At 35.7% G+C, this 25,638-nt stretch carries 15 protein-coding genes; 6 read left to right on the top strand and 9 right to left on the bottom strand.

Annotated features, from left to right (window positions below; genetic code table 11):
* Positions 1 to 24: 24 nt before the first annotated feature.
* The 6 genes from OF897_RS04875 to OF897_RS04850 all read left to right on the top strand — a co-directional run bounded on the left by OF897_RS04875 (position 25) and on the right by OF897_RS04850 (position 10,187).
* Positions 25 to 1,425 carry a glycoside hydrolase family 28 protein gene (locus tag OF897_RS04875; RefSeq protein WP_267264574.1) on the top strand — a complete coding sequence of 467 codons (1,401 nt, stop codon included), beginning with the start codon at positions 25 to 27 and terminating at the stop codon, positions 1,423 to 1,425.
* Position 1,426: 1 nt separating this feature from the next.
* Positions 1,427 to 5,035, top strand: a complete 3,609-nt coding sequence (locus OF897_RS04870; RefSeq protein ID WP_267264573.1) for a DUF4450 domain-containing protein — start codon at positions 1,427 to 1,429, stop codon at positions 5,033 to 5,035.
* 389 nt (positions 5,036 to 5,424) lie between these two features.
* A complete protein-coding gene (locus OF897_RS04865; RefSeq protein WP_267264572.1) occupies positions 5,425 to 7,560 on the top strand; it encodes a hypothetical protein in 2,136 nt (711 codons plus the stop codon).
* Positions 7,561 to 7,890: 330 nt separating this feature from the next.
* Positions 7,891 to 8,937 (top strand): GntR family transcriptional regulator, encoded by a 1,047-nt coding sequence (locus tag OF897_RS04860; protein ID WP_267264571.1) that lies wholly within the window; start codon positions 7,891 to 7,893, stop codon positions 8,935 to 8,937.
* Positions 8,938 to 9,030: 93 nt separating this feature from the next.
* Entirely contained in the window at positions 9,031 to 9,474 is a 444-nt protein-coding gene (locus OF897_RS04855) for a nuclear transport factor 2 family protein (RefSeq protein WP_267264570.1), read from the top strand.
* A 137-nt stretch (positions 9,475 to 9,611) separates the two neighbouring features.
* Complete coding sequence (locus OF897_RS04850; RefSeq protein ID WP_267264569.1) at positions 9,612 to 10,187, top strand: hypothetical protein; 576 nt, start codon at positions 9,612 to 9,614, stop codon at positions 10,185 to 10,187.
* Between the two features lie 20 nt (positions 10,188 to 10,207).
* Here the strand turns inward: OF897_RS04850 and OF897_RS04845 are convergent, their stop codons facing one another.
* The 9 genes from OF897_RS04845 to rhaT form a co-directional block, all read right to left on the bottom strand.
* The gene (locus OF897_RS04845; RefSeq protein ID WP_267264568.1) at positions 10,208 to 11,617 is read right to left on the bottom strand and encodes a glycoside hydrolase family 140 protein; all 1,410 of its coding nucleotides are present in this window, start codon (positions 11,615 to 11,617) and stop codon (positions 10,208 to 10,210) included.
* Between the two features lie 276 nt (positions 11,618 to 11,893).
* Entirely contained in the window at positions 11,894 to 13,045 is a 1,152-nt protein-coding gene (locus OF897_RS04840; RefSeq protein ID WP_267264567.1) for an alpha-hydroxy acid oxidase, read from the bottom strand.
* Positions 13,046 to 13,124: 79 nt separating this feature from the next.
* The gene (locus OF897_RS04835) at positions 13,125 to 14,513 is read right to left on the bottom strand and encodes an FGGY-family carbohydrate kinase (protein WP_267264566.1); all 1,389 of its coding nucleotides are present in this window, start codon (positions 14,511 to 14,513) and stop codon (positions 13,125 to 13,127) included.
* Between the two features lie 273 nt (positions 14,514 to 14,786).
* Positions 14,787 to 16,067, bottom strand: coding sequence for a TIM barrel protein (locus OF897_RS04830; RefSeq protein ID WP_267264565.1), 1,281 nt, complete (start codon positions 16,065 to 16,067; stop codon positions 14,787 to 14,789).
* Between the two features lie 257 nt (positions 16,068 to 16,324).
* Positions 16,325 to 18,427 (bottom strand): bifunctional aldolase/short-chain dehydrogenase, encoded by a 2,103-nt coding sequence (locus tag OF897_RS04825; protein ID WP_267264564.1) that lies wholly within the window; start codon positions 18,425 to 18,427, stop codon positions 16,325 to 16,327.
* A 282-nt stretch (positions 18,428 to 18,709) separates the two neighbouring features.
* The gene (locus tag OF897_RS04820; protein WP_267264563.1) at positions 18,710 to 20,773 is read right to left on the bottom strand and encodes a RagB/SusD family nutrient uptake outer membrane protein; all 2,064 of its coding nucleotides are present in this window, start codon (positions 20,771 to 20,773) and stop codon (positions 18,710 to 18,712) included.
* Between the two features lie 11 nt (positions 20,774 to 20,784).
* Positions 20,785 to 23,823 (bottom strand): SusC/RagA family TonB-linked outer membrane protein, encoded by a 3,039-nt coding sequence (locus tag OF897_RS04815; protein WP_267264562.1) that lies wholly within the window; start codon positions 23,821 to 23,823, stop codon positions 20,785 to 20,787.
* A 355-nt stretch (positions 23,824 to 24,178) separates the two neighbouring features.
* Positions 24,179 to 24,493 carry an L-rhamnose mutarotase gene (rhaM, locus tag OF897_RS04810; RefSeq protein WP_267264561.1) on the bottom strand — a complete coding sequence of 105 codons (315 nt, stop codon included), beginning with the start codon at positions 24,491 to 24,493 and terminating at the stop codon, positions 24,179 to 24,181.
* A gap of 6 nt (positions 24,494 to 24,499) precedes the next feature.
* Positions 24,500 to 25,588, bottom strand: coding sequence for an L-rhamnose/proton symporter RhaT (gene rhaT, locus OF897_RS04805; protein WP_267264560.1), 1,089 nt, complete (start codon positions 25,586 to 25,588; stop codon positions 24,500 to 24,502).
* Positions 25,589 to 25,638 lie beyond the last annotated feature (50 nt).

Below are 25,638 nucleotides of genomic sequence, written 5' to 3'. Positions count from 1 at the left end.
AAAACTAAACAATATTCCGACGTTATGAAAAAACTCGTATTTCTATTACTCACATCAGTATCTATATCTTTATCGGCACAATACAAACCTTGGACTTCCGCAAAGCAACCTTTAAAAGAAATCAAAGCTTTAAAGAAACAAATCAAAAAACCGGAATTCAGGAAAGTGGATTATTTGGTGACCGATTTCGGAGCAGTTGGAGATGGAAAAACAAAAAACACAGAAGCCTTCAAAAAAGCGATTGAAAAATGCAGCGCTGAAGGTGGCGGAAGAGTTGTGGTTCCACCTGGAGTTTTCCTAACGGGTGCCATTTATCTGGAATCTAATGTGAATCTGCATCTGACAGATGGTTCAACGATTTTGTTCAGTCAGGACAGCAACGACTACCCTATCGTTTTCACCCGTTGGGAAGGTATGGAATGTATGAATTATTCATCATTAATTTACGCTTATGAGGAAGAAAATATCGCCGTTACCGGAAAAGGAACTTTGGATGGAAATTCAGATTTAGACAACTGGTGGTTTTGGTGTGGTGCTACAAAATATGGCTACAACGCATCCCGCCCGGGAAGACAAAACCCTGCGAGAGCGAAACTTCACGAATATATGGCCAACAGAACGCCTGCGAGAGAAAGAATTTTTGGCGACGGATGGTATTTAAGACCCAATTTCATTCAGCCTTATAAGTCTAAAAACTTCTATATGGCGGATGTTTTGGTGAAAAATTCTCCAATGTGGAATTTGAATCCTGTTTTGTGTGAAAATGTTTTGATTGAAAGAGTAAAAGTAATCAGCCACGGGCCAAACAACGACGGTTTCGACCCTGAAGCTTGTAAAAATGTCTGGATTAAAGATTCCTATTTTGACACAGGAGACGACTGTATCGCCATAAAATCCGGAAGAGACGAGGACGGAAGAGACATCGGAAGACCTGCCGAAAACCACATCATCGAAAACTGCGAAATGAAAGACGGTCACGGCGGTGTCGTGATTGGAAGTGAAATTGCAGGCGGCGCAAAAAATATCTACGCCATCGGAAACGTGATGGACAGTAAGAATCTTGACCGTGCTTTACGAATTAAAACCAGCTCCAGCCGTGGCGGAACGATAGAAAATGTATTTTTCTACAACACAAAAGTGGGCGCTTACAAAGAAGCTGCCGTGCGTTTCAATATGCATTATGAAAAGCCTGGAAATCATATTCCGACCATCAGAAATATCTGGGTTGAAAATTTAACCGTTGACAAAGGCGGAAAATATGCCGTATTTTCTGATGCTTACGAATCTTCGCCAGTAACAGATTTCACAATGATTAATGCAAAAATGGTTGGCGTTCAGATTCCTTATAAAGTGGATTATCTGAAAAATGTGACTTTAAAAAACGTAACCGTTAACGGACAGCCATTAACCGAGTTAAAACCATAAAATGCGAAGAAAAACCATTTTCGCCGGACTTCTTGTTTTGTCGGCATTTTCACTTTCGTTTTCCCAGTCGAAACATTGGCAGAATAACGAGCGTGAACTGCATTACAAAGAAGACAAAGGCGATTTTTTATTGGTCAACGGAAAGTACAGATTCAACCGGGCTTTGTATGGAGATAACCGTGCATCGAGAGTTGAAGCCGGAGATTTGCCGGAATTCGCATTGTATCTTCCTGGAATGGGTGGCAATCTTCAGTTTGTTATTCAAAAGGGAAATTCAATTAAACAATTAATAAAGGCTGACAAAATTGAAACGCGTTACCGACCTGGAACGATGTTGTATGAAATCAAAGACCCGATTCTTGGAAGTGGAACTTTAAAACTGACGGTTTTGGCGCAGGCTAAAGAAGAAGGTTTTGTTTTAAAAATGGAAACCGTCAATGTAGATTCGTCAACAAAAGTCTACGCAGTTTTTGGCGGTGCGAGTGGAACGACTTTCAGCAGAAATGGCGACATCGGCGCAGACCCTGAATCCGGATTTTATCTGTTGCCGGAATATTGTCTGAACAATCAGTTTCAGTTGAATAAAAATCAGTTTCAGCTTAATTATTTAAATAAGAAAAAAGAAAGTCAAACGGTCAGCGGAAGTTTTTCAAGTGTAAATTCTTTACAGCAAACCGATGCGACGACTTTGGAAAAATTGTCTGAGTTTACTCAAAATAAAACAGACAAATCTCCGATTGTCTATGCTTCTTATTCTTCACAAAAACAACCGGTTTACATTCAGGTTGCGAAAGGAAAATCAGATAAAAATTTTTCGGATGAAGATTTAAAAAGCATTTTTAATGAAGCGGAAAAATCCCGTTTAACCTTAACCAACAGAATTCAGCTAAAAACTCCGGATGCAGATTTGAATAATTTCGGAGCGAATTTAGCGGTGGCGGCGGATGGAATTTGGGAAAGTCCGACCTTTCTTCACGGCGCAGTGGCGTGGAGAATGAGATTGAATGCCTGGAGAGGAGCTTATACAGCCGATGCGTTGAGTTGGCACGACAGGGCAAAAGAACATTTTGAAAGTTATGCCAATTCGCAGGTTTTAAAACCAGATTTCGCCCCTGTAGAAATGGATACGATGCGTCATCTTGCCCGTCAAGAAGAGAAAATGGGAACTTCAGTTTTTTCCAGCGGATATATTTCCAGAAATCCTAATGACAACACAAAACCGCATCATTACGATATGAATCTGGTGTTTTTTGACCAAATGTTTTCGCATTTCAATTACACCGGAGACAAAGAGTTTCTGAAGAAAATGTGGCCGACGATGGTTCGTCATATCGATTGGGAAAAACGAAATTTCAAGCGTGGCGATTTATACGATGCGTATGCTGCGATTTGGGCGAGTGATGCGCTTCAATATTCGGGTGGAAAAGTGACGCACACTTCGGCGTATAATTACAGAGCCAACCGTGAGATGGCAAAACTGGCGAAAATCATTGGCGAAAATCCTCAACCTTACGAACAGGAAGCTGATGCGATTTTAAAGGCAATGAAAAACGAACTTTGGATTAAAAACAAAGGATATTTTTCTGAATATAAAGATGCTTTGGGAAATCAAATCGTTCACGACAAACCAGGAATCTGGTCTATTTATCACGTTTCGGATGCGTTTATTTTAAATGAATTTGAAGATTATCAGAATTTACAATACATCAATAATCACACACCGAAAATTCCGATTACGGTAAAAGGTGCGGATAATAAAGACTATTTTACATTAGCGACGACCAATTGGCAACCTTACGATTGGTCGATTAACAATGTGGCTTTGGCGGAAAATTTACAGACTGCTTTGGCGTATTGGCAGGCGGGAAGAACAGAAGATGCGTACCAACTTTGGAAGGGAAATTTGGTTGAGTCGATGTATTACGGCATCAGTCCGGGGAATTTTGAACAGCTTTCTCATTACGATGCTTTTCGTGGAGAATTGTACCGTGATTTTGCCGACCCGATTGGTGTGGCTTCAAGAACTCTGACAGAAGGGCTTTTCGGAGTTTATCCGAATTTATTAGAGAATAAAATCAGCATCAAACCGGGATTCCCGAAAGACTGGAATTTTGCCGAACTGAAACTTCCGGATTGGGAATATCAGTTTAAAAGAAATTCAAAGAAAACTGAATATTTATTTAAATCAAAATATCAAAATCCGGTTGCGCTGGAAATGGAAATTCCTGTGAATTATTCCAACATCAAATCGGTAAAAGTGAATGGTAAAAAAGTGGATTGGAAGATTAAACCCAATTCGATTTCACAACCATTTATTCAGTTTGAAACGCCAAAAGGAAATGATTTTAAAATTGAAATTAAATATTCGGGCGAGGAACTGAAAAATGATAAAACCGATTTCACCAATTATATTTCTGAAAATCTTCAATTGAATTTTGATTCAAAAAAGAGAATCAAAAATATCTACGACCCACAAGGACTAATTAAAAATTCCCCTCCTCTGGAGGGATGGATTCGATCAAAGGGAGAAGACGGGGTGGTTAACCACGCAATAAAATTAGATAACCAAGAAAGAAAAGGAACTTTTTTCGTACAAGTTGAACAGAACGGAACAAGTTGGTGGCAACCTGTGAATGTTGACATCCGTTTTCCTTTGGAAGCTAAATGGGTGAATAAAAAACTTCAGATTCAATCAAAATCATCTAATCCAATTAATGGAAAACTTTCTGTTAACGGTTTAAATAAAACTTTTTCTATTCAAAAAAATCAAAGTGCATCGATTGAAATTCCTTCAAATTATTTAAGCAAAGGAACCAATTCTATCACGCTTGAGTACAACGGAATTAAACAAAATATTGAAATCACAGATTGGGAAATTGAAAACCAAGGTCAGTTCAACAATATTTCATTGGCTTCAAAATACAATGAAAAAGTAACCGAGATTTTCAATCAGAAATACCTTTCGCCAAGACTGGAAGTTCCGACTTTACAGCTTCCATGGCAGGGAATCGGAAACTGGTGCTATCCGCTAATCACTGCTCAAATCGATGACAGCGGATTGATGAACAAAAGAAAAAACAATAAAGTTGAGTATCTTGGAGTTCCTTTTTTAATTGATAAAACAGATAAAAATATTGCTTTTGTCAGTCAGTGGGATAATTATTCTGATTCTCTTGAAATTCCAATATCAGGAAAAGGAAAGAAAATCTATTTTCTGATGGCGGGTTCTACCAATCCGATGCAGTCGCAGATTGTGAACGGAAAAATTACGGTTCAGTATAAAGACGGTTCAACTTCAGAATTAGAGTTGAAAAATCCGACGAATTGGTGGCCGATTGAGCAGGATTTGTTTGATGATAATTTTGCGTTTGAAATTCCGGATGATAAAATTCCGTATCGTGTAAAACTGAAAACGGGAGAATTATACAAAGGCGGAACGTTGAGCAAATATTCAAGCATCAAAGGATTTACAGACCGCCAGATTGATGGTGGTTCTGCCACGATTCTGGATTTGCCGATTGACGCAAATAAAGAATTAAAATCGATAAAATTAACCGCCGTGAGCAACGATGTAGTGATTGGAATGATGAGTGCGACGGTTTTGAAATAAGAATTAATGCCACGATTGCACGAATTAAAAGGACGTTTTAAAATTATTTAAAATAAAATTTTCAAACATTTTTCTTTTCCCCAACCCTAAAGGGTGGAAAAATGTTTTGAAAATTTTCATCAGAATTACTCCCTTTAGGGTCGGGGAAATAATTCTGATGAAATTTGGACAGGCTTTAGATAAAATATTCATGAATTCGTGGCAGATAAAATAAAAATAATTAAATCATTTAACCGCAAAAGCCACAAAAGAACTGTTTGCGATAAAGGATTTCAAAAGTTTGCAAAATGTAGAATTTACCATTAACATTTTGCCGTCTTTTGAATATCTGATTACGCTGGAAAATCTTTTGTCTATTTTGCGGTAAAGAAAAATTAAATAAATTTAAAATGAAAAAAATTACAATATATCTAGGGATTTTCCTGATGGGATTTTCTTCAATGAATGCCCAGAAAATCGACCGGAAAAAGGTCGTTCAGCGACATAATATTGTCAACACAAAAGCCGATACGCTTTCCACTTTTACCGTTGGAAACGGAAAATTCGCCTACACGGTTGACATCACCGGAATGCAGTCGTTTCCAGAATATTACAAAAATGGAGTTTCTTTGGGAACTCAGTCAGAATGGGGCTGGAATAGTTTTCCGAATACCGAAAATTTCAAATTTGAGGAAACTTTAAAGCCATACGATTTCAATAATGACGGAAGAAAAGCGTTGTACAGTGTTCAAATCAAAGAACCAGAACGCAACAAAAAAGCAGTTGAATATTTCAGAGTCAATCAACATCGTTTACAACTCGGAAATATCGGGATTGAACTGATTAAAAAGAACGGACAGAAAGCACAAGTTTCAGATTTACAAAACATCAATCAGAAAATTGATTTGTGGACAGGAATTATTACGAGTGAGTTTTCATTAGAAGGAACTCCCGTAAAAGTTTGGACGGCTTCTTTCCAGAATTCAGATAAAATTGGGGTAAAAATTGAATCTGATTTAATTGCTCAAAAAAGGTTGAAGGTTTTCGCAAAATATCCTTATCCGAGCGGACAGTTTTTGGATGAAGCAGCTTTTTACGGAAATGCTGATAAACATTCCACTAAAATCATTTCATCAAATTCAACTCAGGGATTGATTGAGCATAAATTACAGACTGCCGATTATTTCACACAATTATATTTTACGGATGGAAAATTAAGTGAGGCTGGAAAACATAATTTCGTTTTCGAACCTTCTTCAAAAAGTAAAAATTTAGAATTGACAGTTGAGTTTTCAGAGAAAAATCAGAAAACTCCGAAAAGCTTATTTGCCGATGCTGAGAAAGAAAGTACTTCAGGCTGGAAAAACTTCTGGGAAAGCGGCGCTGCCGTAGATTTTGAAGGAAGTACCGATAAAAGAGCGAATGAATTGGAGCGCAGGATTGTTCTGTCTGAATATTTAACGAAAGTTCAGTGCGGAGGAAGTAATCCGCCACAAGAAACTGGTTTAACCTTCAACAGTTGGTACGGAAAACCGCATACCGAAATGCATTGGTGGCACGGCGTTCATTACGCTTTGTGGGGAAGACCGGAGATTTTGGAGAAACAATTGGATTATTATTTCAGGTCGTTTGAAAAAGCAAAAAAATTAGCAGAAAGACAAGGTTATAAAGGTGTTCGTTGGATTAAAATGTCGGATAATGAAGGTAATGAAAGTCCGTCTTCTGTAGCTGCATTTTTGATTTGGGAACAACCGCATTTGATTTATATGACCGAACTTTTATACCGTCACAACAAAGACAAAAAAGTTTTAGAAAAGTATAAGGATCTGGTGTATGCAACGGCCGAATTTATGGCTGATTTTGCAACGTATGACAAAGAAAAAAATCGTTACAATCTTGGAAAAGGTGTAATTCCGGCACAGGAAGTTTTCCCTGCAAAAGATACTTTTAACCCGACTTATGAGGTTGCGTATTGGGATTGGGCTTTGAAAGTCGCCCAGCAATGGAAAGAAAGATTGGGAGAATCGAGAGATAAAAAATGGGATGATGTGATTAATAAATTGGCTCCGCTTCCGGTTCAGGATGGAGTTTACTTATCAACAGAATCTGCAAAAGATTCTTTCACTTTTCCAAAATGGATGACCGATCATCCTGCAGTTTTAGGGGCATTAGGAATGGTTCCTGAATCTCCGAAATTGGATAAAAAGATAATGAAAAACACGCTAGACATCGTTTGGGAAAGATGGAACTGGGGTCACACTTGGGGTTGGGATTTCCCGATGACAGCAATGACAGCAGCAAGATTAAATCTACCGAATAAAGCTTTGGATGCATTATTTATGGATGTTCAGACGAATACTTATCTTAAAAACGGTCATAATTTCCAGGATGGAAGACTGAGAATTTATCTTCCCGGAAATGGTGGAGTTTTAACGACTGTTGCGATGATGCTTGAAGGTTGGGACAGTTCGACAGGACAATATCCGGGATTTCCGAAAGACGGAAGCTGGAAAATAAAAGCAGAAGGGTTTAAGAAAATGCCTTAAAAAATTTCACATTCATATATTTTTCAAAGTCTGTTCTGAAAAGAACAGGCTTTTTTATTTGAGATTTGAAGTCAAGATTCGGGATTCCACTGTTGCGATTTAAAATACCAAATTTCTATTTTGAAGCAAGAAATTGGTAATTTTTAAAATATAAAATAATTTTTAATCAAAATTAAAACTATCTAATAATCAATTATTTAAATTCAAAAAACTTTATAGAACATGACGATTGTCATTTAATTCAAAAATTGTATCTTGTCTTCTCTCATATAAACAATATTTCAGAAATATTTTTTATGGCTGAAATTCATATTCCCTAAGTAAAAGACCATGTCAGATACATTAGATATTCACATTAACGAAAACTCCAGAGTTCCAAAGTACAAGCAGATTGTAGATTCTATTCTCAACGGAATAGATGGCGGACAGATTAAAATTGGAGAGAAAATTCCATCAATTAACGAGCTCAGCGAATCCTGTTTTCTTTCGAGAGACACTGTTGAAAAAGCGTATAAAGAGCTTAGAAAAAGGCAGATTATTGAGTCAGTAAAAGGTAAAGGCTATTACATTTCGCGCATCAATAAAAACGATAGCATTAATATTTTCTTTCTGATCAACAAACCGAGTACGTACAAAATGATGATTTACAATTATTTTGTGAACGCCATCGGAACCAAGGGAAATGTGGAAATGTACATCTACCACTGCGACGAAACGCTTTTCATTAATTCATTAAAGAAAAATTTAGGCGGATTTGATTATTATGTCGTGATGCCTCATTTCCGTGATGAACATTCAAAACATACGAGCTCAACGCAGGAAGTTTTGGATATAATTGAAAAAATTCCGAAGAATAAACTGTTGATTTTGGATAATACCAAACCCAATATTTCAGGGGATTACGGTTCTATTTTTCAGGATTTTGAGAACGATATTTACAATGCTTTGGAGGAAGGTTTAGACAAAATAAAAAAATACGAAAAGATTATTTTGGTTTATCCCGACAAAGATATTCATCCCTACCCTTTTAGAATTGCGCGCGGTTTTGAAAAATTCTGTAAAGATTTTAAATTGGATTATGAAATTTTGGATGAAATCTATCCCGACATGGAATTGCAGGATAAAGATATTTTCATCACCATTCGAGAGCGTGATTTGGTGAATTTGGTCAAGCAAATCAGACAGAAAAATTTAAAATTGGGTGAAGACATAGGAATTATTTCTTACAACGAAACTCCTCTGAAGGAATTGTTGGGAATTACCGTTATTACTACAGATTTTAAAGCGATGGGTGAATCTGCCGCTTATATGATTTTAAAAAATAAAAAGGAATCTGTGAATAATGTTTTCAAATTTATTCAGAGAGATTCTTTATAATTTTATTGACAAACTTAAAAGCGCAATCGATTACACAACAATATATATATTGTTGATTTTATTCAAAAAAACTTTAATACAATTAATTTAAATATGATTAAAAAATTCATTTTTGCTGTAAGTTTTCTTATGGTAATTGCTGTTTCTGCACAGAAAAAGAATGATTATGAATTGGTAACTGGAGCCTCAGAAAAGTTAAGGTTAGCAATGATAAGCGGAGAAAAATCTGTTTTGGAATCTTTGATTTTACCTGAATTGACTTACGGACATTCCGGCGGTCACATTGATGATGCGAAAGAATTTGTAGACAAATTGGTAAGTAAAAAATCTGATTTTGTAACCATCGATATCACCAATCAAAATGTACAGATTGTCGGAAATACGGCGATTGTTCGTCATCATTTGTATGCAACCACTGCAGATTTGGGAAAAGCTCCGGGAGATGTCAGTCTGGATATTGTATTGGTTTGGGTTAAAATGAAAAAAGACTGGAAACTGTTGTCGAGACAGGCTGTAAAAGCAGAGAAGAAAAAGTAAATAATCAAATTTTTATTTATATAAATTCGTGAAGGTAGCTTTGCGAATTTTTTTATTAATTTAGAAATCATTTACAAAATAAAGATATGGGAAAACTCTCATTATTCTTCGTTATTATAATTTTAAACATGAGTTGCATGAGTAAAAAAATTATTTCGCCAAAAGACGATGAAAAAGATTACAATGGAAAATTATATTTCGCAACCTATGATGAAAATAAATATCCTAGAGATACAATTAGAAATGGTCCGAACGACTCGCTTTCGTTATTCGTAAACAAATGGTATTCAAAACATTTGAATTCACTTAAAGAAGTATCTCTTTTCGATAAAAAAAACGAAAATTTAAAAATTATCAGATATACAAATTTAGGAACGTGGTCAAATCCTTTTGTTTATAAAATGGAACTTCAAAATGACCAAACAATTTTAACCTATAGCCAAAGTGATGGATTAGGAGGATATCAAACAGGAAAAATAATAAAAGAGTACACAGAGAAAATGAGTGTAGAAAAATGGAATAATTTATTTTCAAAAGCAAATGATATTAATTTTTGGAACATGGAAACACATGGCTCAAATATCATTTTAGATGGAGAAGAATGGATTCTGGAAATTTTAATTGATGGGAAGTATCATTTAGTTACTAGAAATAGTCCTGAAAATAATAATGATCAAGAATTCGCTGAACTATGTAAATTACTTACTAATTAGTATAATACAAAAGAGTGAGATTAATTATTCAAATAATTTTTAGCCGCATCCACCGCTACAAAAACAAAATCCTTTGACTCTCCATTTTCTTTTTCAGGGGTAATCTGCATGATTTTACTTCCATCTACTTCCCCGATATAATTGAAGTCACCAGTTCTCGGATTATACCACCAACATTTTTTCTGCTTTCCAGTGATTTTGGATAAATCGATTTCCATACTTCGACCGTTATAGTTGTAGACCAATAGATAATCATTTCCACGCGTTGCAATCAGTCTATTATAACGTTCTCCAACTTCTCCTTTTATGATGCTTTGGTCGGGAATTCTGTCAAAATAAGGAAACTTCAACATCAAATATTTTAAATTTTGCATCTGCACGAAACCTGTATCATTAAGACAATCGTACCAAGCACGTTTTGCTCCATAAGCAGGGGGCAATCCAGGTCGATAAAACTGCATGATAGAATTGTGACCATAAGTATGCCCAAAAGAACCCGCAAAAACCGACAAATACGCATATCTTCTTACATCACTGTCTTTCCATCTCGGTTCGTTGGCATCATGTAAACCTTGCGGAATATCTTCATACGACGGTTCGCCATCGATTATAGGTTTCAATGGTTTTAAGGCTAAAGCTTTCTCCACATACCTCCAATTGTCTTCTTCTGTATCGGCAAGTTTTTTAATTTCGCCGTCACCCTTTCTTTGTCCATATCTTCTGTGACCGCTCTGGAACATATTAAAATCCAACCACTCAGCATCGTTAAACCAGTCAGCAGAACTTGTAGCACCAAAAGGATGATACGTCATCAAATGGTTATTGTCAATTGATTTTATACTGTTGGCCAGCGCTTCCCAAACTTCAGTTTTAATGTCGCCTCTTAAATCACCACCAATAAACCAGATGATATTTGGAGAATCTTTATATCGTTCAGCCAGAAATTTACCATAACTTTTTGCTTCGTCCACATTCATTTTTCCACTTTTGACCAAACCGCCCCAAATGCAGACCATGCCGATGTAAACTCCGTTTTTTTCGGCGGTTTTTACAATATGATCCATGTGATCCCAATATCCGTAAATTCCTTTTTGATTAATATTGGTAAAATTAAAACCGTCAATCATCGAAGGTTGACCGTATTTATTATAAGCGGGAACCGCATTGATAGTTTGTACCTGCACAACATTAAATCCATTTTTTGCACATTGACTTAGATAAAAATCTACTTCGTCACGATCTGTTCGTTCCGGAAGTAACCAGCCCGTTTCTCCCAACCAAAAAAAAGGTTTTCCGTTTTTGTGCTGTAAATATCTATTGTTTGAACTGACTTGCAGAGCTCCATTTGACCAAGGTAATTCATGTTTTTTGTTTTGGGAAAAGGTAAAAACAGAATATATTATAAGTATGAATATGGTTATTTTCTTCATGATTTAATTTTATTTTGTCAAAAATGAAAAATATTTTGTGCTTTTTTTTATCGCAAAGATTATTTTTTATGCCGTATATTTTTAGTGAGTAAAGGAAAATAAATTTGCTTCGCAAAGCTTGAAAAAAAATACAGCTTAAACAAAAAATACAATTCATCGAACTGTATTTTAATTTTATTTCAATTTTACGAATAATCGTTTTTAATATGAAGTTTTGCTATTTTAAAAGTGAAGATAAAAAACTTCCAACTTCCGTCTCCCATCTTCCCGCTTCACCTACTTCACTCTAAACTTCTGCAAATCCTCGGGTTTATCACAGCAAACCTGCTCCATCACCTGTCTGAACTGCATTTTAAGCATTTCAATAATATGATCTCCTCCTTTATCGCCAAGAGCTCCAACTGCATACATAAACGTTCTTCCCATAAAGGTAAATTCTGCACCGCAGCTTAGCGCACGGGCAACATCCGGACCGGTTCTTACTCCGCTATCCATCATGATTTTTATCTGACCTTTATATTTTTCACTGATATCTTTTACAACAGCAATTGTAGATTCTCCGGCATCTAGCTGTCTTCCGCCATGATTGGAAATAATCATTCCATCGAAACCTAAACGTACCGCTTCTGCAGCATCTTCATCGGAAGCAACGCCTTTTATAACCAATTTTCCTTTCCATTTATCACGGATTGCTTTGATTCTGTCTGAGTTTAATCTGCCGGAAAAAGTAGAATTCATGAACTGTCCCAACTGTTTCACGTTCATGTTTTTATCCATATATTTTTCCATTGTTTTAAAACTAGGAACGCCGTGTTTCAAAATTTCAAGACACCATTCGGGTCTTGCCAAGGCCTGAGTAACATTTCGGAAATTCAGTTGTGGAGGCATTGCCAAACCATTTCTGATTTCTTTCGCTCTATAACCAAAAGTCGGAACATCAGATAACACACAAAGTACATCATAACCAGACGCTTCACAACGGTCAAGAATATCGTCACGCAACCATTCTTCCCTCGGATGATAGAGTTGGTACCAAGCATTTCCTTCTGTTAATTCAGCAATTCTTTCGATACTGCTCGTCGTAACCGTACTTAAAATAAAAGGAAGATTATGTTTGAAAGCTGCTTTAGCTAAAATTTCAGGAGCATTCGGCCACATTAATCCCTGTAAACCCACAGGAGAAATTCCAAACGGTGCTGAATAGGTTTTCCCGAATAATTCGGTTTCCATATTGGCTTCAGCGTAATTGTTGTTCAGATATTGCGGACGAAGCAGAACATCTCTCAGTTCACTCGTATTTCGGTCACGGTTGATATTTTCATTACAGCCACCGTCTAAATATTCGAATGCGAAACGGGGCATTTTTTTCTGTGCTCTTTCGATTAATAATTCGAGTGATGCATATCTTGTATCAAATGGAAATGCCATAATCAGTTGTTGGTACTTGGTTGTTGGTTGTTGGTTTTGAGTTTGTCATCAACTGACAATTATCAACCAGCAACAAAATTTAATAATTAAGAATTAACGGTTGAAGCACTTTCATCTGATAATGCTGCTGTAAAAAAGTTTCATCAATTTTTTTATTGGATATAACCATTGAAGCTCCTAAAGCCGATCCCAAAGGAGAATGTGTGGACATTACATTATAATCCTGAAAATGATGAGACATCAGTTTCATAAAGACATCATTGTCGGTAAATCCTCCGTCGATGTAAATATTTGAAATATCAGAATTTCCGATGGCGTTGGTAATCGTGTGAATCTGAAGATCCATCAATTCAATCATCAGCTGATGATACGCTTCTTCGAAAGTATTAAATGAATTTAAATCGGTCGCAGTAATCATTTTTCTCTTTAAAATAATTCCTTCAAATCGGAAATAAATGTTTTTGTTTTTCATTAAACGCAAATACAAATCCTGATCAAACTGTACTTCTCTGTGGAAACCATATTCTTTTCCGTAATGAGCGCACAGTTTTTCAACCTGAATTTTATATTCGTTGCCCATAAAAAAACGGGATGCTTTCACGCGTTTTCCGTCGATTCGCATATAGTTTAGGCAATTATTTTCAATGTCTTCGTCATTTAAACTTTCATCATTAAAAGGATTAAGAGAGATACTCCAGGTTCCCGTAGAAAGCAGTAAGAACGGCTCTTTTTTACTTAAAATATAAGGTAGAAGCGCTGAAGAACTATCATGAATACCTACCCCAATTTTCATTTTTCTATTTCTGTACGAAGTATTAATACTCGCTGAAGTTGGAACAATTGGAGGCAATAAAGCATCAATTTCCTCTTCATAAACCCAATCGTGGTAATCATTTTTATCATAATCCCAAAGATTGGTATGACAACCGATTGAAGTAAATTCTGAAACACAGATTCCCGTAAATAAATACGACAAATATTGGGGTAAATGAAGACTGTAACGGATTTTTTTGAAAACTTCAGGATGCTCGTATTTTAACCAAAACAACTGCAAACCTGAGTTCAACATTCCTGCTTGCGGAGATGCTGTTTCTCTTGCAATTTTCAGCTTACTACCGTGTTTTTCGTAGAATAAATCAAGAATTTCCTGATCCATCGGTTTTGTGTAGTTGTACAATGGAGTCAGAACGTTTCCTTTTTGGTCTAAATGCACAAAACTTGCTCCGTACGTGGAGAAGTTAATTGCTTTTACATCGAATTCATCACTTTCCAGAATGTTGTGAAAGTTTTCTTTAATCCAGTTTTGAAGTGCCGAAAGGTCTTCGGTAGGATAACCGTCTTCATCAGTTGTCAAAGGCAATTCTGTATATTCCCTTACGACTTCCTGATAGTTTTTATCAAACAGAAAGAATTTTTTATTGGTCTTTCCGATATCAAATACAATGGTTACCTTCTTTTTTTTGGACATTCCTAAAATGAATTTAATGATTTATAATAAAATGGGAATTAGTTTTTTTTTAATGTGATTTAGAATCACAATATTTTTCTTTACCTTTAAATTTGAAACCATCAAGGAGTGTTTAGAACTAAAAGTAATTAAGAAAAAAATCCACTGATTTCTTAAGTAACAAAATTTACTTTTAATTTTCTAAACACTCTTTTCTCAACGGTGAATAAGGATATATATAATTAAACTTTCGATTGCACCTGAAAGTAGAAATTATCAAATTAAAAACAGGTTTTACAATCCTGTTGCTTTTACATTTAAACCTCTTTCAGAGATCAATTGCTCTCTTACTTTTAGGTTTCTGTAGGTTGCAATTGGGTCTAAAGCTGCACCCGTTTGCAATCTTGCTGCTCTTAATAATGGACGAACATCTGTTCTGTAAGCATTTTGCAAAATATCCTGCGCCAAAACGACATCGTTATTTTGTTGTGCTTCTTTTAATGCTTTTTGATCCACCAAAAGTGCGGTTGCATAAGCAATTAAAATCGCTTCCAAAGACTGTAATAAATCTTCCAATGGATCTTTGATGTTGTGACTTGCGTCAATCATCCAAGCCGGATATGGATTGTTTGGATTGTTTTCCATTCCGTATACCAATTCATTGAAAATCAAGAATAAAGCATAAGGTTTAATAGAACCAACCGTTAAATCATCGTCTCCATATTTACTGTCATTGAAGTGGAAACCACCTAATTTCCCTTTGTACATCAAGGTTGCAACAATTTGTTCGATATTTGAATTTGGTAAATGATGTCCTAAGTCAACCAAAGTATAAGCTCTCTCTCCGCAAGCGTTTGCCAACATGAACGACGTTCCCCAATCTTGGATTGTTGTTGAATAGAAATTCGGTTCGTAAGGCTTGTATTCGATGAATAATTTCCAGTCTTCCGGTAAATCTGAGTAGATTTCTTTTAAACTTTGTTCGGTTTTTGCTAAAGCAGTCTGAAAATTCAATTGTCCCGGAAAACTCGCTCCGTCTGCTAACCAAACGGTTAAACTTTTTGAGTCTAATTCTTTTCCGATTCTGATTACTTCTTTGTTGTGTTCAACAGCATAAGCTCTTGAATCTTCGTTTGAAGCATTCAAAGAACCGAATTTATAAGAATGTTTTGCTCCTGGCTGATCTTGAAATGTGTTTGAATTCATTGCATCGAAAATCAATCCATGAGAAGTTGCTTTTTCTTTAATTGCCTTCACATCACTTGGAATATCCCAAGGAATATGAAGAGAAATTGCTCCCGCTGAATGTGTTAAAGCATGAATTAATCCTACATCATCTAATTTTTGTTCTAAAGAAGATGGTTCTCCTCCGTAAGAAAATCTCCCGAAACGAGTTCCTCCAGCTCCTAAAGCCCAACTTGGAATTGCTACTTGAAAGTCAGCAATTTTGTTAACAATATCTGAAACGTTTGCTCCTGATTTTGTCAGTTTATCTGATAAATAAGCAAAGTCTGAATTGAAATTTTCAACTTCGCTTTTATTGTTTTGTTCAATGATATCTTTTCCTATAATCATATTTTGATTTTTGATTAGCCTTGTCAAGGTTTTGAACATTAACAAGGCTAAATTTATTGTCTAAATTAGTACTAAATATTTTATTTTCGTTCCTTTAATTGCTTTAGAATCGCTCGCAGCCCGACCTGAGTGGAGCTCTTTTTGTAGTAGCGAAGCGGAGACAAAAAAGCGGGAACGGAGGGCGGATAAAGCTGCCCAAATAAATTGAAAGTTAAAAAAACTAGCAACTGACAACTAAAAACCGACAACCAAAAATATTATCTTGGGAATGCATTTGCCATTCCGCCGTCTACATTGATGATATTTCCTGTACTCTTATCTAAAATCGCTACACAAGCGAAAACTCCGTTGGCGATGTCTTCCGGAAGAATAATTTCGTTTAAAAGGTTTCTTTTTGCATAGAATGCCGGCAATTCTTCAACAGTGATTCCGTTTGCTTTTGCACGACCTTCTGCCCAAGAACCTTCCCAGATTTTACTTCCAACGATTACGCCGTCAGGATTTACCACATTCACACGGATTTTATCTGCTGCCAATTCTGCAGCCAATAATCTTGTCATGTGCTGTTGAGCTGCTTTTGCAGTTCCGTACGCTACGTTATTTGGACCGGCTACTAAACCATTTTTACTTGCAATATTTACGATGTCGCCACCTAAATTTTGCTTTTTCATAATTTCAGTTCCGCTTTTTGCAATTAAAAACTGACCTTTAACCAAAACATTTTCAAGTAAATCCCAATCTTTCAACGTAGTGTCTTCTAAAGATTTAGAAATAGCCAAACCTGCAGAATGAACTAAAATATCTACTCCACCGAAAGCTAAAATCGTTTGCTTGAAAGCTTCAGCAATTCCTTCTTCACTTGTTACATCGCACTGAACGGCAATTGCCTGATCTTTGCTATATTTTGCGGTAACAGATTCCGCAGCTTCTTTATTTAAGTCTGTGAAAACTACCACTGCGCCTTCCTGAACCATTTTGTCAGCGATTGCCTGTCCGATTCCACCTCCTGCTCCGGTTACGATAGCAATTTTTCTTGACAATGGTTTTTCTTTTGGCATTCTCTGAAGTTTTGCTTCCTCCAACAACCAATATTCGATGTCGAATGCTTCCTGTCTTGGTAGTGAAGTGTATGAAGTAATTGCTTCTGCACCACGCATTACGTTGATTGCGTTTACGTAAAATTCGTTCGCAACACGAGTTGTTTGCTTATCTTTTGAGAAACTGAACATTCCAACTCCTGGATAAATGATGATCACCGGATTCGGGTCACGCATTGCCGGACTGTTTGGATGTTTGCAAGTTTCGTAATATTCTTTGTATTCTTGTCTGTATTGTTCGAAAAGAGGATTTAATTTTTCTAAAATAGCTTTAGAATCGCTTAAATCTTCATTTTTGTCTAAAGTCAATACCAACGGTTGAATTTTTGTTCTCAAGAAGTGATCCGGGCAAGAAGTTCCCATTGGAGCCAATCTTTCTAAATCATTGCTGTTAATAAATTCTAATACCACATCGCTGTCTGTGAAATGACCTACCATTCTATTTTCAGAAGATGCCAAACCTCTCAACAAAGGCATAATCTGAGCTGCTTTGTTTTTACGTTCGTCAGCTGGTAGAGATTCTACTTTTTGTCCTCCAAAAACTTTTCCGTTTTCTTCTATTTTTTTAGCGATAAATTCAGAAGCCATTTCGATCACTTCCAAACTGTTCATATAAGATTCGTAAGAAGTGTCTCCCCAAGTGAATAAACCGTGGCTTCCTAAAACGATTCCTCTGATTCCAGGATTATCTGCTAAACATTTTTCTAATTGTAAACCTAAATCGAAACCAGGTCTTTGCCAAGGCACCCATCCCATTGTATCTCCCCATATTTCTTTTGTAACCGCTTCGCTGTCTTTAGCTGCAGCTACTGCGATAAGTGCATCCGGGTGAAGATGATCGATATGTTTAAATGGAAGTAAGCCGTGAAGAGGCGTATCAATAGAAGGCGCTTTGCTTTCAAGATCAAAAATACAGTGGTCGAATAAGCCAACCATTCTGTCTTCGTCTGCAAGACCTCCGTAAACATTTTTCAAATTACGTAGTCTCTCAGTATATAAACCTGCAATTCCTTTTCTTGTCAAAGTTCCAATGTCTCCACCTGAACCTTTTACCCACATTACCTCAACTTCTTCATTGGTTAGAGGATCTTTTTCAATGGTTTTACAACTTGTGTTTCCACCACCGTAATTGGTAATTCTAAGATCTGCACCTAATATGTTTGAACGGTATAAAAATAAAGCAACCTGGTCATCACCAAAAGATGCCGCTTTTTCTTCATCCCATAAATAATCTACGTATTTGAATGTTTTTACGTTTTCCATTTGTTTTCTTTTGTTTTCTGAATTTTAACCCAAATTTAAATTCTTATCCTTTTTTCAGCATCCCGTACTATACTGCTAAATGCTTTATTTAAAGATAATTTAACGTTTTATTATTCAATAAATAAAATCGTCTTTTAGTGAACTTATTGAGTTTTATGATTAATAATTTGTGATTGAGTGTCGTTTAAAAATTTAAACATTAAGAAAATCTAAAAAACTGATGATTAAAAACCACTATTCTTTAAAAATTCTTAATGTTTAATATGAATGTTAAAATTATAATTAATAACCAGGAAGCTGAGTAAGATTTGGATTATCAATCATTGGGTGACCAACAGAAAGAGCTGCGAAAGGCAATAATTCTGTTTTGTTTGGAACAAATCCATAGAAAAGACCATCACCACCACCTTCAATCCAATTCGGATATGTTCCACCATTTTCAGCAGAACCAGTTGGTTTAGTATATATAATAGCACCGATTTGAAGAGCATTAAATCCACCTGTAAATCCTACCGCTTTTCTTGCATTACCATTGAATGTACTGGTATAAGCCTCAAACATTCTTGCAGGATACCATTTATCTCCAGCTACTACAGTTTGTCCATTTGCTGTTGCAATACCAGCCAAAGTAGTTTGATATGCTGCGTAACTTGCTGAACTTGTAGGTACTGCCGAAGCAGCTGAAATCTGTGCAGGATTAGTTAAATCAATATACTTAACTGCCAAAAACGGATCTCCGTAAATCTGTGCATTTTTTTCAAATTTGTAGAGACGTAAAGTTGGTGTAGATGCATATTGACCAGATTTATTTGAAAGATCTTTCATTGCCTGTTTTGTTGCCATAATTTCACTCTGAAGCTTATTCATTCTGATTAAATCTGTACGAAGATTAAATTCACCTGCAAACTCCCATTTACGTTCCTGAACAATTGCCTGTTCGAAAGCTCCTTGGCCAGTAGGAATTGGTAAAGATCCAATACCAGCACGATTTCTTACTAATTGTAAAGCGTTAATACCCCCACTTGTAGGTCCACCGTTCAGGAAATTCTGAGTTTCAGCATACATCAATAAAACATCAGAATATCTAAGAATAGGAATATTAAGATTACGCCCATCTGCAGCCTGTGGAGCTACACACCATCCCATTCTGAATTTACCTGCCATAATACAAGAAAATGTAGTTCCTGCATTTACCCAAGTATCTGTAGCAGCACCCGCATTTAGGAAATAAATACTGTAAGAAGTACAAGAAACATCTCTACGAGTATCTCCCGGATTGAAAGACAAATAATAAGTTGGCAATACAAACTGCAACGCTTTACGGGAACCATATGTACCTCCACGAGAACCTTCCATTGCATAAACTCCGAATGCAGAGTTTGTATTTGGACCATATTCCGCTATATGCCATAGCATTTCAGGATTAGTTACTGCAAATTTTCTTTGGTCAAAATTATACCACAATGCTTCAAAGCCACTTTTGCCACCCTGAGCTTGAATTAAACTGTTTGCACCTCCGCTTATTACCGCAAAAGCAGCATCATTGGCAATCTGATACAATTGTTGTACTCTTGAATTGTCTGGACGTCTAGACATGGTTCCCATTGTAGAAGTATTTAGAGGCCAACGAAGAGAATATCCAGCGGCGTACAGAGCAATTCTTGCAAGCAAAGCATTACCTGCAGGCTTTGTTAAACGTTCTGTAGTAGTACCAGTTGCAGGAAGATCATTCACTGATCCTTGCATATCTGCAATTATCCGATCATAAATTTCATCTCTTGATGCACGTTTAGGATATAGCGTGTTAGGATCGTTAGGATCTGCATCTTCCAATGGTATCCAAACTGCAGGTACGTCTCCATATACTCTAATTAAGTTATAATAGCAGAAAGCTCTAATTGCTTTTACTTCTGCTAACAAAGCATTACGTTTTGTACTTGGCTCCATCAAACCTAATCTTGTAATAGCAATATTTGTTTTTTCAATCCCAGAATACATTGCTGCATAAATACCAGTAACCGTATTTGGAGTTTTGGCATCATACTGATAATTACAGATATTGTATTTGGAATTATTTGTTGATGCATCTTCAGCAGAATGAATTACAGTATCACCTGCTCCCAACTGATAGTACATTTCAGTAGGAATCAAATTTCTATAGCAACCCTGAACAAACATATCTGCGGTCTCCAAATTATTAAAAACCGTATTTGTATCTGTAATATTATAAGCTGGTTGATCTAAAAAATCCTCACTACAAGAACTGATAATAAGACCGACAATTACCAATGAAGGAATCACTACTAATCTTTTTAAATTGACTGATTGAGTTAATATATTTTTCATTATTAAAAATATTAAAAAGTTAAATTAATACCAAGAACATAACTTCTTGATCTTGGAAAAGCTGAAGTATCATATCCTGGAGTAACAGCAACGTTAGCTGCAGCGGCCACTTCCGGATCGTATCCCGAATATCCTGTTATTGTAGCTAAATTATTAACTGTTACATAAATACGTGCATTAGTAACTGCAATACGCTCTAAAAATTCTTTGTTTATGCTGTAACCTACTGTTAACTGTGCAATTCTTAAATAGGATCCATCTTCTACGTAATAAGATGATGGATAAGTAATGTTTGCTGTGTTGGTGTTACTTAAACTCCATAAACGTGATCCCTCGTCAGGATTTAGCTCTTTTAATCTTGTTAAATTGGTTGTAGCCTGTCCTGTATTCGGGTCAATAATGCGGTAGTAATTATTTCCAAACTCTGAAGGTACATTTTGAAATAAAGCATAAGGGCTTAAGCTCTGTTTAGTAGCATTGTAAATATCACCACCAACGCTGAATTTCATAAACACAGTCATATCAAAACCTTTATAAGAGAAATTATTGCTGATACCACCAATAAAATCAGGAGTTCCGTTACCTATTTTCACCATTTTTCTTGTAAATTGATCTCCTGCTTCGTTGTCAGCCGCAAATTTCATATCACCAGGTTTTGGAGTTCCACTCGCAGGTTTTACAACTCCCGGTTTTAATGTAAGAGTTCCGTTTGATGCCTGAGTAAAATCATCGGTAGTATAAATACCCTGATATACATAACCATACATATCCCCTAACTGCTCTCCAATAGTAGCATAGTAATTAACTAGCCCTGCTCTATTACTTCCTTGACTAAACTGTCTGAAATTATTACCATCCAAGAAAAGAACTTTTGATTTATTAAAACCAATATTTGCATCTGTAGTCCATCTGAATGATTTCGATTTTATATTAACTGTATTAAGAGTATATTCCATACCTCTGTTTCTGAAGCTTGCAATGTTCTTATACTGTGTGGTATATCCAGAAGAAGCAGGTAAAGTTGCAGGTAGAAGTAAGCCTTCCAAAGTATTATCATAAAATTCAGACGTTAATTTAATTCTATTATTGAAAAAAGCTAGATCTATCCCGAGGTTTTTAGCTTTCATCTGTTCCCATTTTAGATTAGGGTTACCCACTATGGAACTTGTTGTATAAGCTGGATTACCAGGAGTATTGTTTAATGGATAATCTGTAAGAACCAAATTGGTTGTATATAAACTATTTGCTATATCATTATTCCCTGTGATACCATATTCATATCTGAATTTTACGTCATTAATAATGTTGTTAATCTTACCATTTTGCCAGAAATTTTCCTGAGATAAACGCCATGCCAAAGCAAATGAAGGAAAATCTGCATATTTATTGTTAGGACCAAATTTTGATGAGCCATCTCTACGATAAGTAGCTGTTAATAAATAACGGTTATCATAACTATAGTTTGCACGTGCAAAATAAGAACTTAATGAATTGCTTGAATGTCCAACATCTTTATCTGCGACTGTTGCATTCGCAATATCATCTAAACCATAATTAGCTAAAGGAAACTTAATAAGTTTCATACTATTGCTTTCTGATTCTTGATATATTGCTTCCTGTCCGATTAAAGCACTGACTTTATGCTTTTCACCAAAGGTTTTATTGTATGTTACTGTATTTGTAATTTGATAACGGAAATTTTCTGCGTTCGCTATATTTCCATTAATTCCTGTATTTACAGGATCTGTAAGATATGCTTTTGAGTTAGCATCTGAAAAAGAAGTAGATTTACTATTTGTCCAAGCATATGAACCTGCTGTTCTGAATGTAAAGTTCTTTAAAAAATCAATTTCAAGACCTATATTTCCAAGGAATTGTCTGAAACGTCTGTTTGATGTTGAAGCTTGAGTTTCTATGAATGGGTTTTCTGTATCATACCCTGAATCTAAAGCAGAATAATCACCGAAAGTTTGAGTATTAAATAGCTGATCATCTGTAAATTTTGTTCCTCCTGTAATTGGCTGAAGAAGAATTTTTTTCATTCCGGAATAAGATCCTCCACCGTTTGTAGAATTGGTATTAAAAGTAGTATTAAAATCTACACGAACTCCTTTATGCAATTCAGAATTTACATTTGCACGCAGTGAATTTCTTGTCTCGCTTGCATTCTGTAATAAACCATCCTGCTTGTTATAGTTATAGCTGATCATCGCCTGAGTCTTCTCAGTACCCATAGAAATATTGAAATTCTGGTTTTGGGTTGTTCCTGTTCCGCCAAGCATTCTTTCCTGCCAATCTACTGCTGAAGCTGTAGCATATCTGTTGCTTATCCTATTAAATACACCTGTATAAAAACCAGGAGAATCTGTTCCTAAACTGTTATCAAAAATATTACTCCATTGCGTTGCTTTACCGCCAAGCTGAGCCAATTCATACTGATATTTTACAAATTGTTCAGGATTAGAAATCATGTCCATTTTCTTGGAAAGCATATCAAATGACATGAAAGAATTGTAGCTTACAATTGTTCTTCCTTTCTTACCGGTTTTAGTTTTAATTACAATAATACCGTTAGAACCTCTAGCTCCGTAGATTGCAATGGCAGATGCACCTTTCAGTACATCGATACTTTCAATATCATTTGGATTAATAATATTTAAAGCATTATCCAACTGAAAACCATCGACAATATAAAGAGGCTCATTTCCTTGCGTAATTGAAGATCCCCCACGAATTGTTACATTTGCACCAGCTCCCGGAGCACCACCTGATGTTACAATGTTAAGACCTGCTGCTCTACCCTGTAATGCTTGTAAAGCATTCTGTGCAGGTGTTGCCGCTAAATCTTTAGCAGAAACCGAAGAAACTGAACCTGTTAAATCAGATTTTTTTACTTTACCGTACCCGATTACAACCACTTCTTCGATATCTTTTGTATCTACTTTGGCACTATCACTTGCTGTTTTTTGCCCGAACATAAAGCCAGACGCAAGCAAGAATAGCGGTGCGATGAGTGGCTTAAAATTCTTCTGTTTAATTATCAAAGACATATATTAATTTTTATGTAACCAAAGTACACCGTTACAAAAGTTCTGGCATCCTGCCATATCCTGCATCATAAAATTCATAATTTATGATAAATAATTACATACAAACACCCTATTAAGCTTAAAAATTATCAATTCAATTATAAAAATCTAAATATAATAGCTTGTTTTAAAATTTAAAAGAAAAATACATATTAATTATTTTAACCAAAAACGATTACCAATGTTCATTTTTAGTTAATACAAAAAAAGCACTGAGAATTTCAGTGCTTTTGAGCTTTTAACTCGTAACTATATGAATATGATAAAAAAGATAAAATTTCACATTATAAAAGAATTCTTTCACCTAAATTCTTCTTTATTTTAAATAAAAAACTTCTTCCAGACTGATGCTTTTCGGAGAATTATCATCATTGGTCTGCATGATGTCTTTATTGTATTCCCACCACTTCTGCATAATTGGTTGCAATGGTAGATTTTGATATTTCATTTCATTACTGCATTTTAAAACTCCAAATAAAACATGAGTTTCTTCGTCTAAAAAGATTGAGTAATCTTCCACTCGCGATTCTTTCAGCAAATTTTCAAGTTCAGGCCAGATTTCAGCGTGGCGTTTTTTATATTCCTCTTCAAATCCTTTAAGAAGAAACATTTTAAATGCAATTCTTTTCATCACTAATTATCTTAATGAATTTCCGTATCCTACAATTAAAATAGAGATAAACATTACTAACATTCCTAGAGAAATCGTAGTAATGGTTTTTTTGGAAACACCTTTCCATTCTTTGATAATTACGCCCCAAAGATTTGCAATTAAAATAATAAATGCCATGTGCAAAATCCATGAACTCGGGCCGTTCCCCATTTTACTTTCGCCCATTCCGTAGAAGAAAAACTGTAAAAACCACATCGTTCCTGCCAAAGCACAGAAGATGATATTTTTTGCAACAGGAACACTTTTTTTGGTATAATCTGAATACGATTTATTTTTAAATGAAAGATAAAGACAACCAATAAGATTAGACAACATACCGCCCCAAAGAACAACAACGTAAGTCACATTATTCTGGAAAAGAAATTCTCCCTGATTCGGATTGGCAACTTTCCAGGCTTCGTTGGCTATAGTTGCCATAGGTTTTCCTGCTTCCAAACCGAAATTAAAACATGCACTTAAAACTCCCGAAATAATCGCAACGATTAATCCTAAACCAAATTTATATTCAGTTTTCACTTCCATTCCGTGAGGATCGACAGCATCTGTTTGAAGTTCTTTGTCTTTCATCACACCCGCTTTTCCGCTGATGATAATTCCGACAACACAAACTAAAAGTCCTAAAAGAACCATTTTACCCCAATCGCTGGAAAACATTAAACCAATATTGTCTTTTCCGTCTTGCGGATTAAATTCATAATAAATAGAAGGAAGAAGCGAACCAATCACCATCGTAAGTCCCAACATAATGCTGCTTCCTAAAGCAACGCCCAAGTAACGAACGCCCAAACCATACATGAAACCTCCGATTCCCCAAAGTGCTCCGAATAAAAATGTGAAACCTAAAATCGAAGAACTTTCGTTCTGAATAATTTCCCAAAAATTTGGAATCGTAAGAAATGCAGCCAAAGGCGGAACAATAATCCATGAAAATATACCCCCGATCAACCAAAAAGTTTCCCATTGCCAACCTTTTACTTTTTTGTAAGGCATATAAAAACTGCCCGAAGCAAAGCCTCCGAGAAAATGGAAAATCACTCCTAATAATGCATTCATAATTTATTCTAATTGATTGATGTTGAAAATTACCAAGATGAAACCGATTG

Origin of the sequence: Chryseobacterium formosum, from assembly GCF_026460885.1 — a bacterium.
GTDB lineage: Bacteria > Bacteroidota > Bacteroidia > Flavobacteriales > Weeksellaceae > Chryseobacterium > Chryseobacterium formosus.
This window is presented reverse-complemented; position numbering and strand designations above follow the sequence as displayed.

Bases quoted from the DNA above. Each gene is read 5' to 3' on its own strand.
- OF897_RS04875 (WP_267264574.1), top strand. From the start codon at position 25: ATGAAAAAACTCGTATTTCTATTACTCACATCAGTATCTATATCTTTA.
- OF897_RS04870 (WP_267264573.1), top strand. From the start codon at position 1,427: ATGCGAAGAAAAACCATTTTCGCCGGACTTCTTGTTTTGTCGGCATTT.
- OF897_RS04865 (WP_267264572.1), top strand. From the start codon at position 5,425: ATGAAAAAAATTACAATATATCTAGGGATTTTCCTGATGGGATTTTCT.
- OF897_RS04860 (WP_267264571.1), top strand. From the start codon at position 7,891: ATGTCAGATACATTAGATATTCACATTAACGAAAACTCCAGAGTTCCA.
- OF897_RS04855 (WP_267264570.1), top strand. From the start codon at position 9,031: ATGATTAAAAAATTCATTTTTGCTGTAAGTTTTCTTATGGTAATTGCT.
- OF897_RS04850 (WP_267264569.1), top strand. From the start codon at position 9,612: ATGAGTAAAAAAATTATTTCGCCAAAAGACGATGAAAAAGATTACAAT.
- OF897_RS04845 (WP_267264568.1), bottom strand. From the start codon at position 11,617: ATGAAGAAAATAACCATATTCATACTTATAATATATTCTGTTTTTACC.
- OF897_RS04840 (WP_267264567.1), bottom strand. From the start codon at position 13,045: ATGGCATTTCCATTTGATACAAGATATGCATCACTCGAATTATTAATC.
- OF897_RS04835 (WP_267264566.1), bottom strand. From the start codon at position 14,513: ATGTCCAAAAAAAAGAAGGTAACCATTGTATTTGATATCGGAAAGACC.
- OF897_RS04830 (WP_267264565.1), bottom strand. From the start codon at position 16,067: ATGATTATAGGAAAAGATATCATTGAACAAAACAATAAAAGCGAAGTT.
- OF897_RS04825 (WP_267264564.1), bottom strand. From the start codon at position 18,427: ATGGAAAACGTAAAAACATTCAAATACGTAGATTATTTATGGGATGAA.
- OF897_RS04820 (WP_267264563.1), bottom strand. From the start codon at position 20,773: ATGAAAAATATATTAACTCAATCAGTCAATTTAAAAAGATTAGTAGTG.
- OF897_RS04815 (WP_267264562.1), bottom strand. From the start codon at position 23,823: ATGTCTTTGATAATTAAACAGAAGAATTTTAAGCCACTCATCGCACCG.
- rhaM (WP_267264561.1), bottom strand. From the start codon at position 24,493: ATGAAAAGAATTGCATTTAAAATGTTTCTTCTTAAAGGATTTGAAGAG.
- rhaT (WP_267264560.1), bottom strand. From the start codon at position 25,588: ATGAATGCATTATTAGGAGTGATTTTCCATTTTCTCGGAGGCTTTGCT.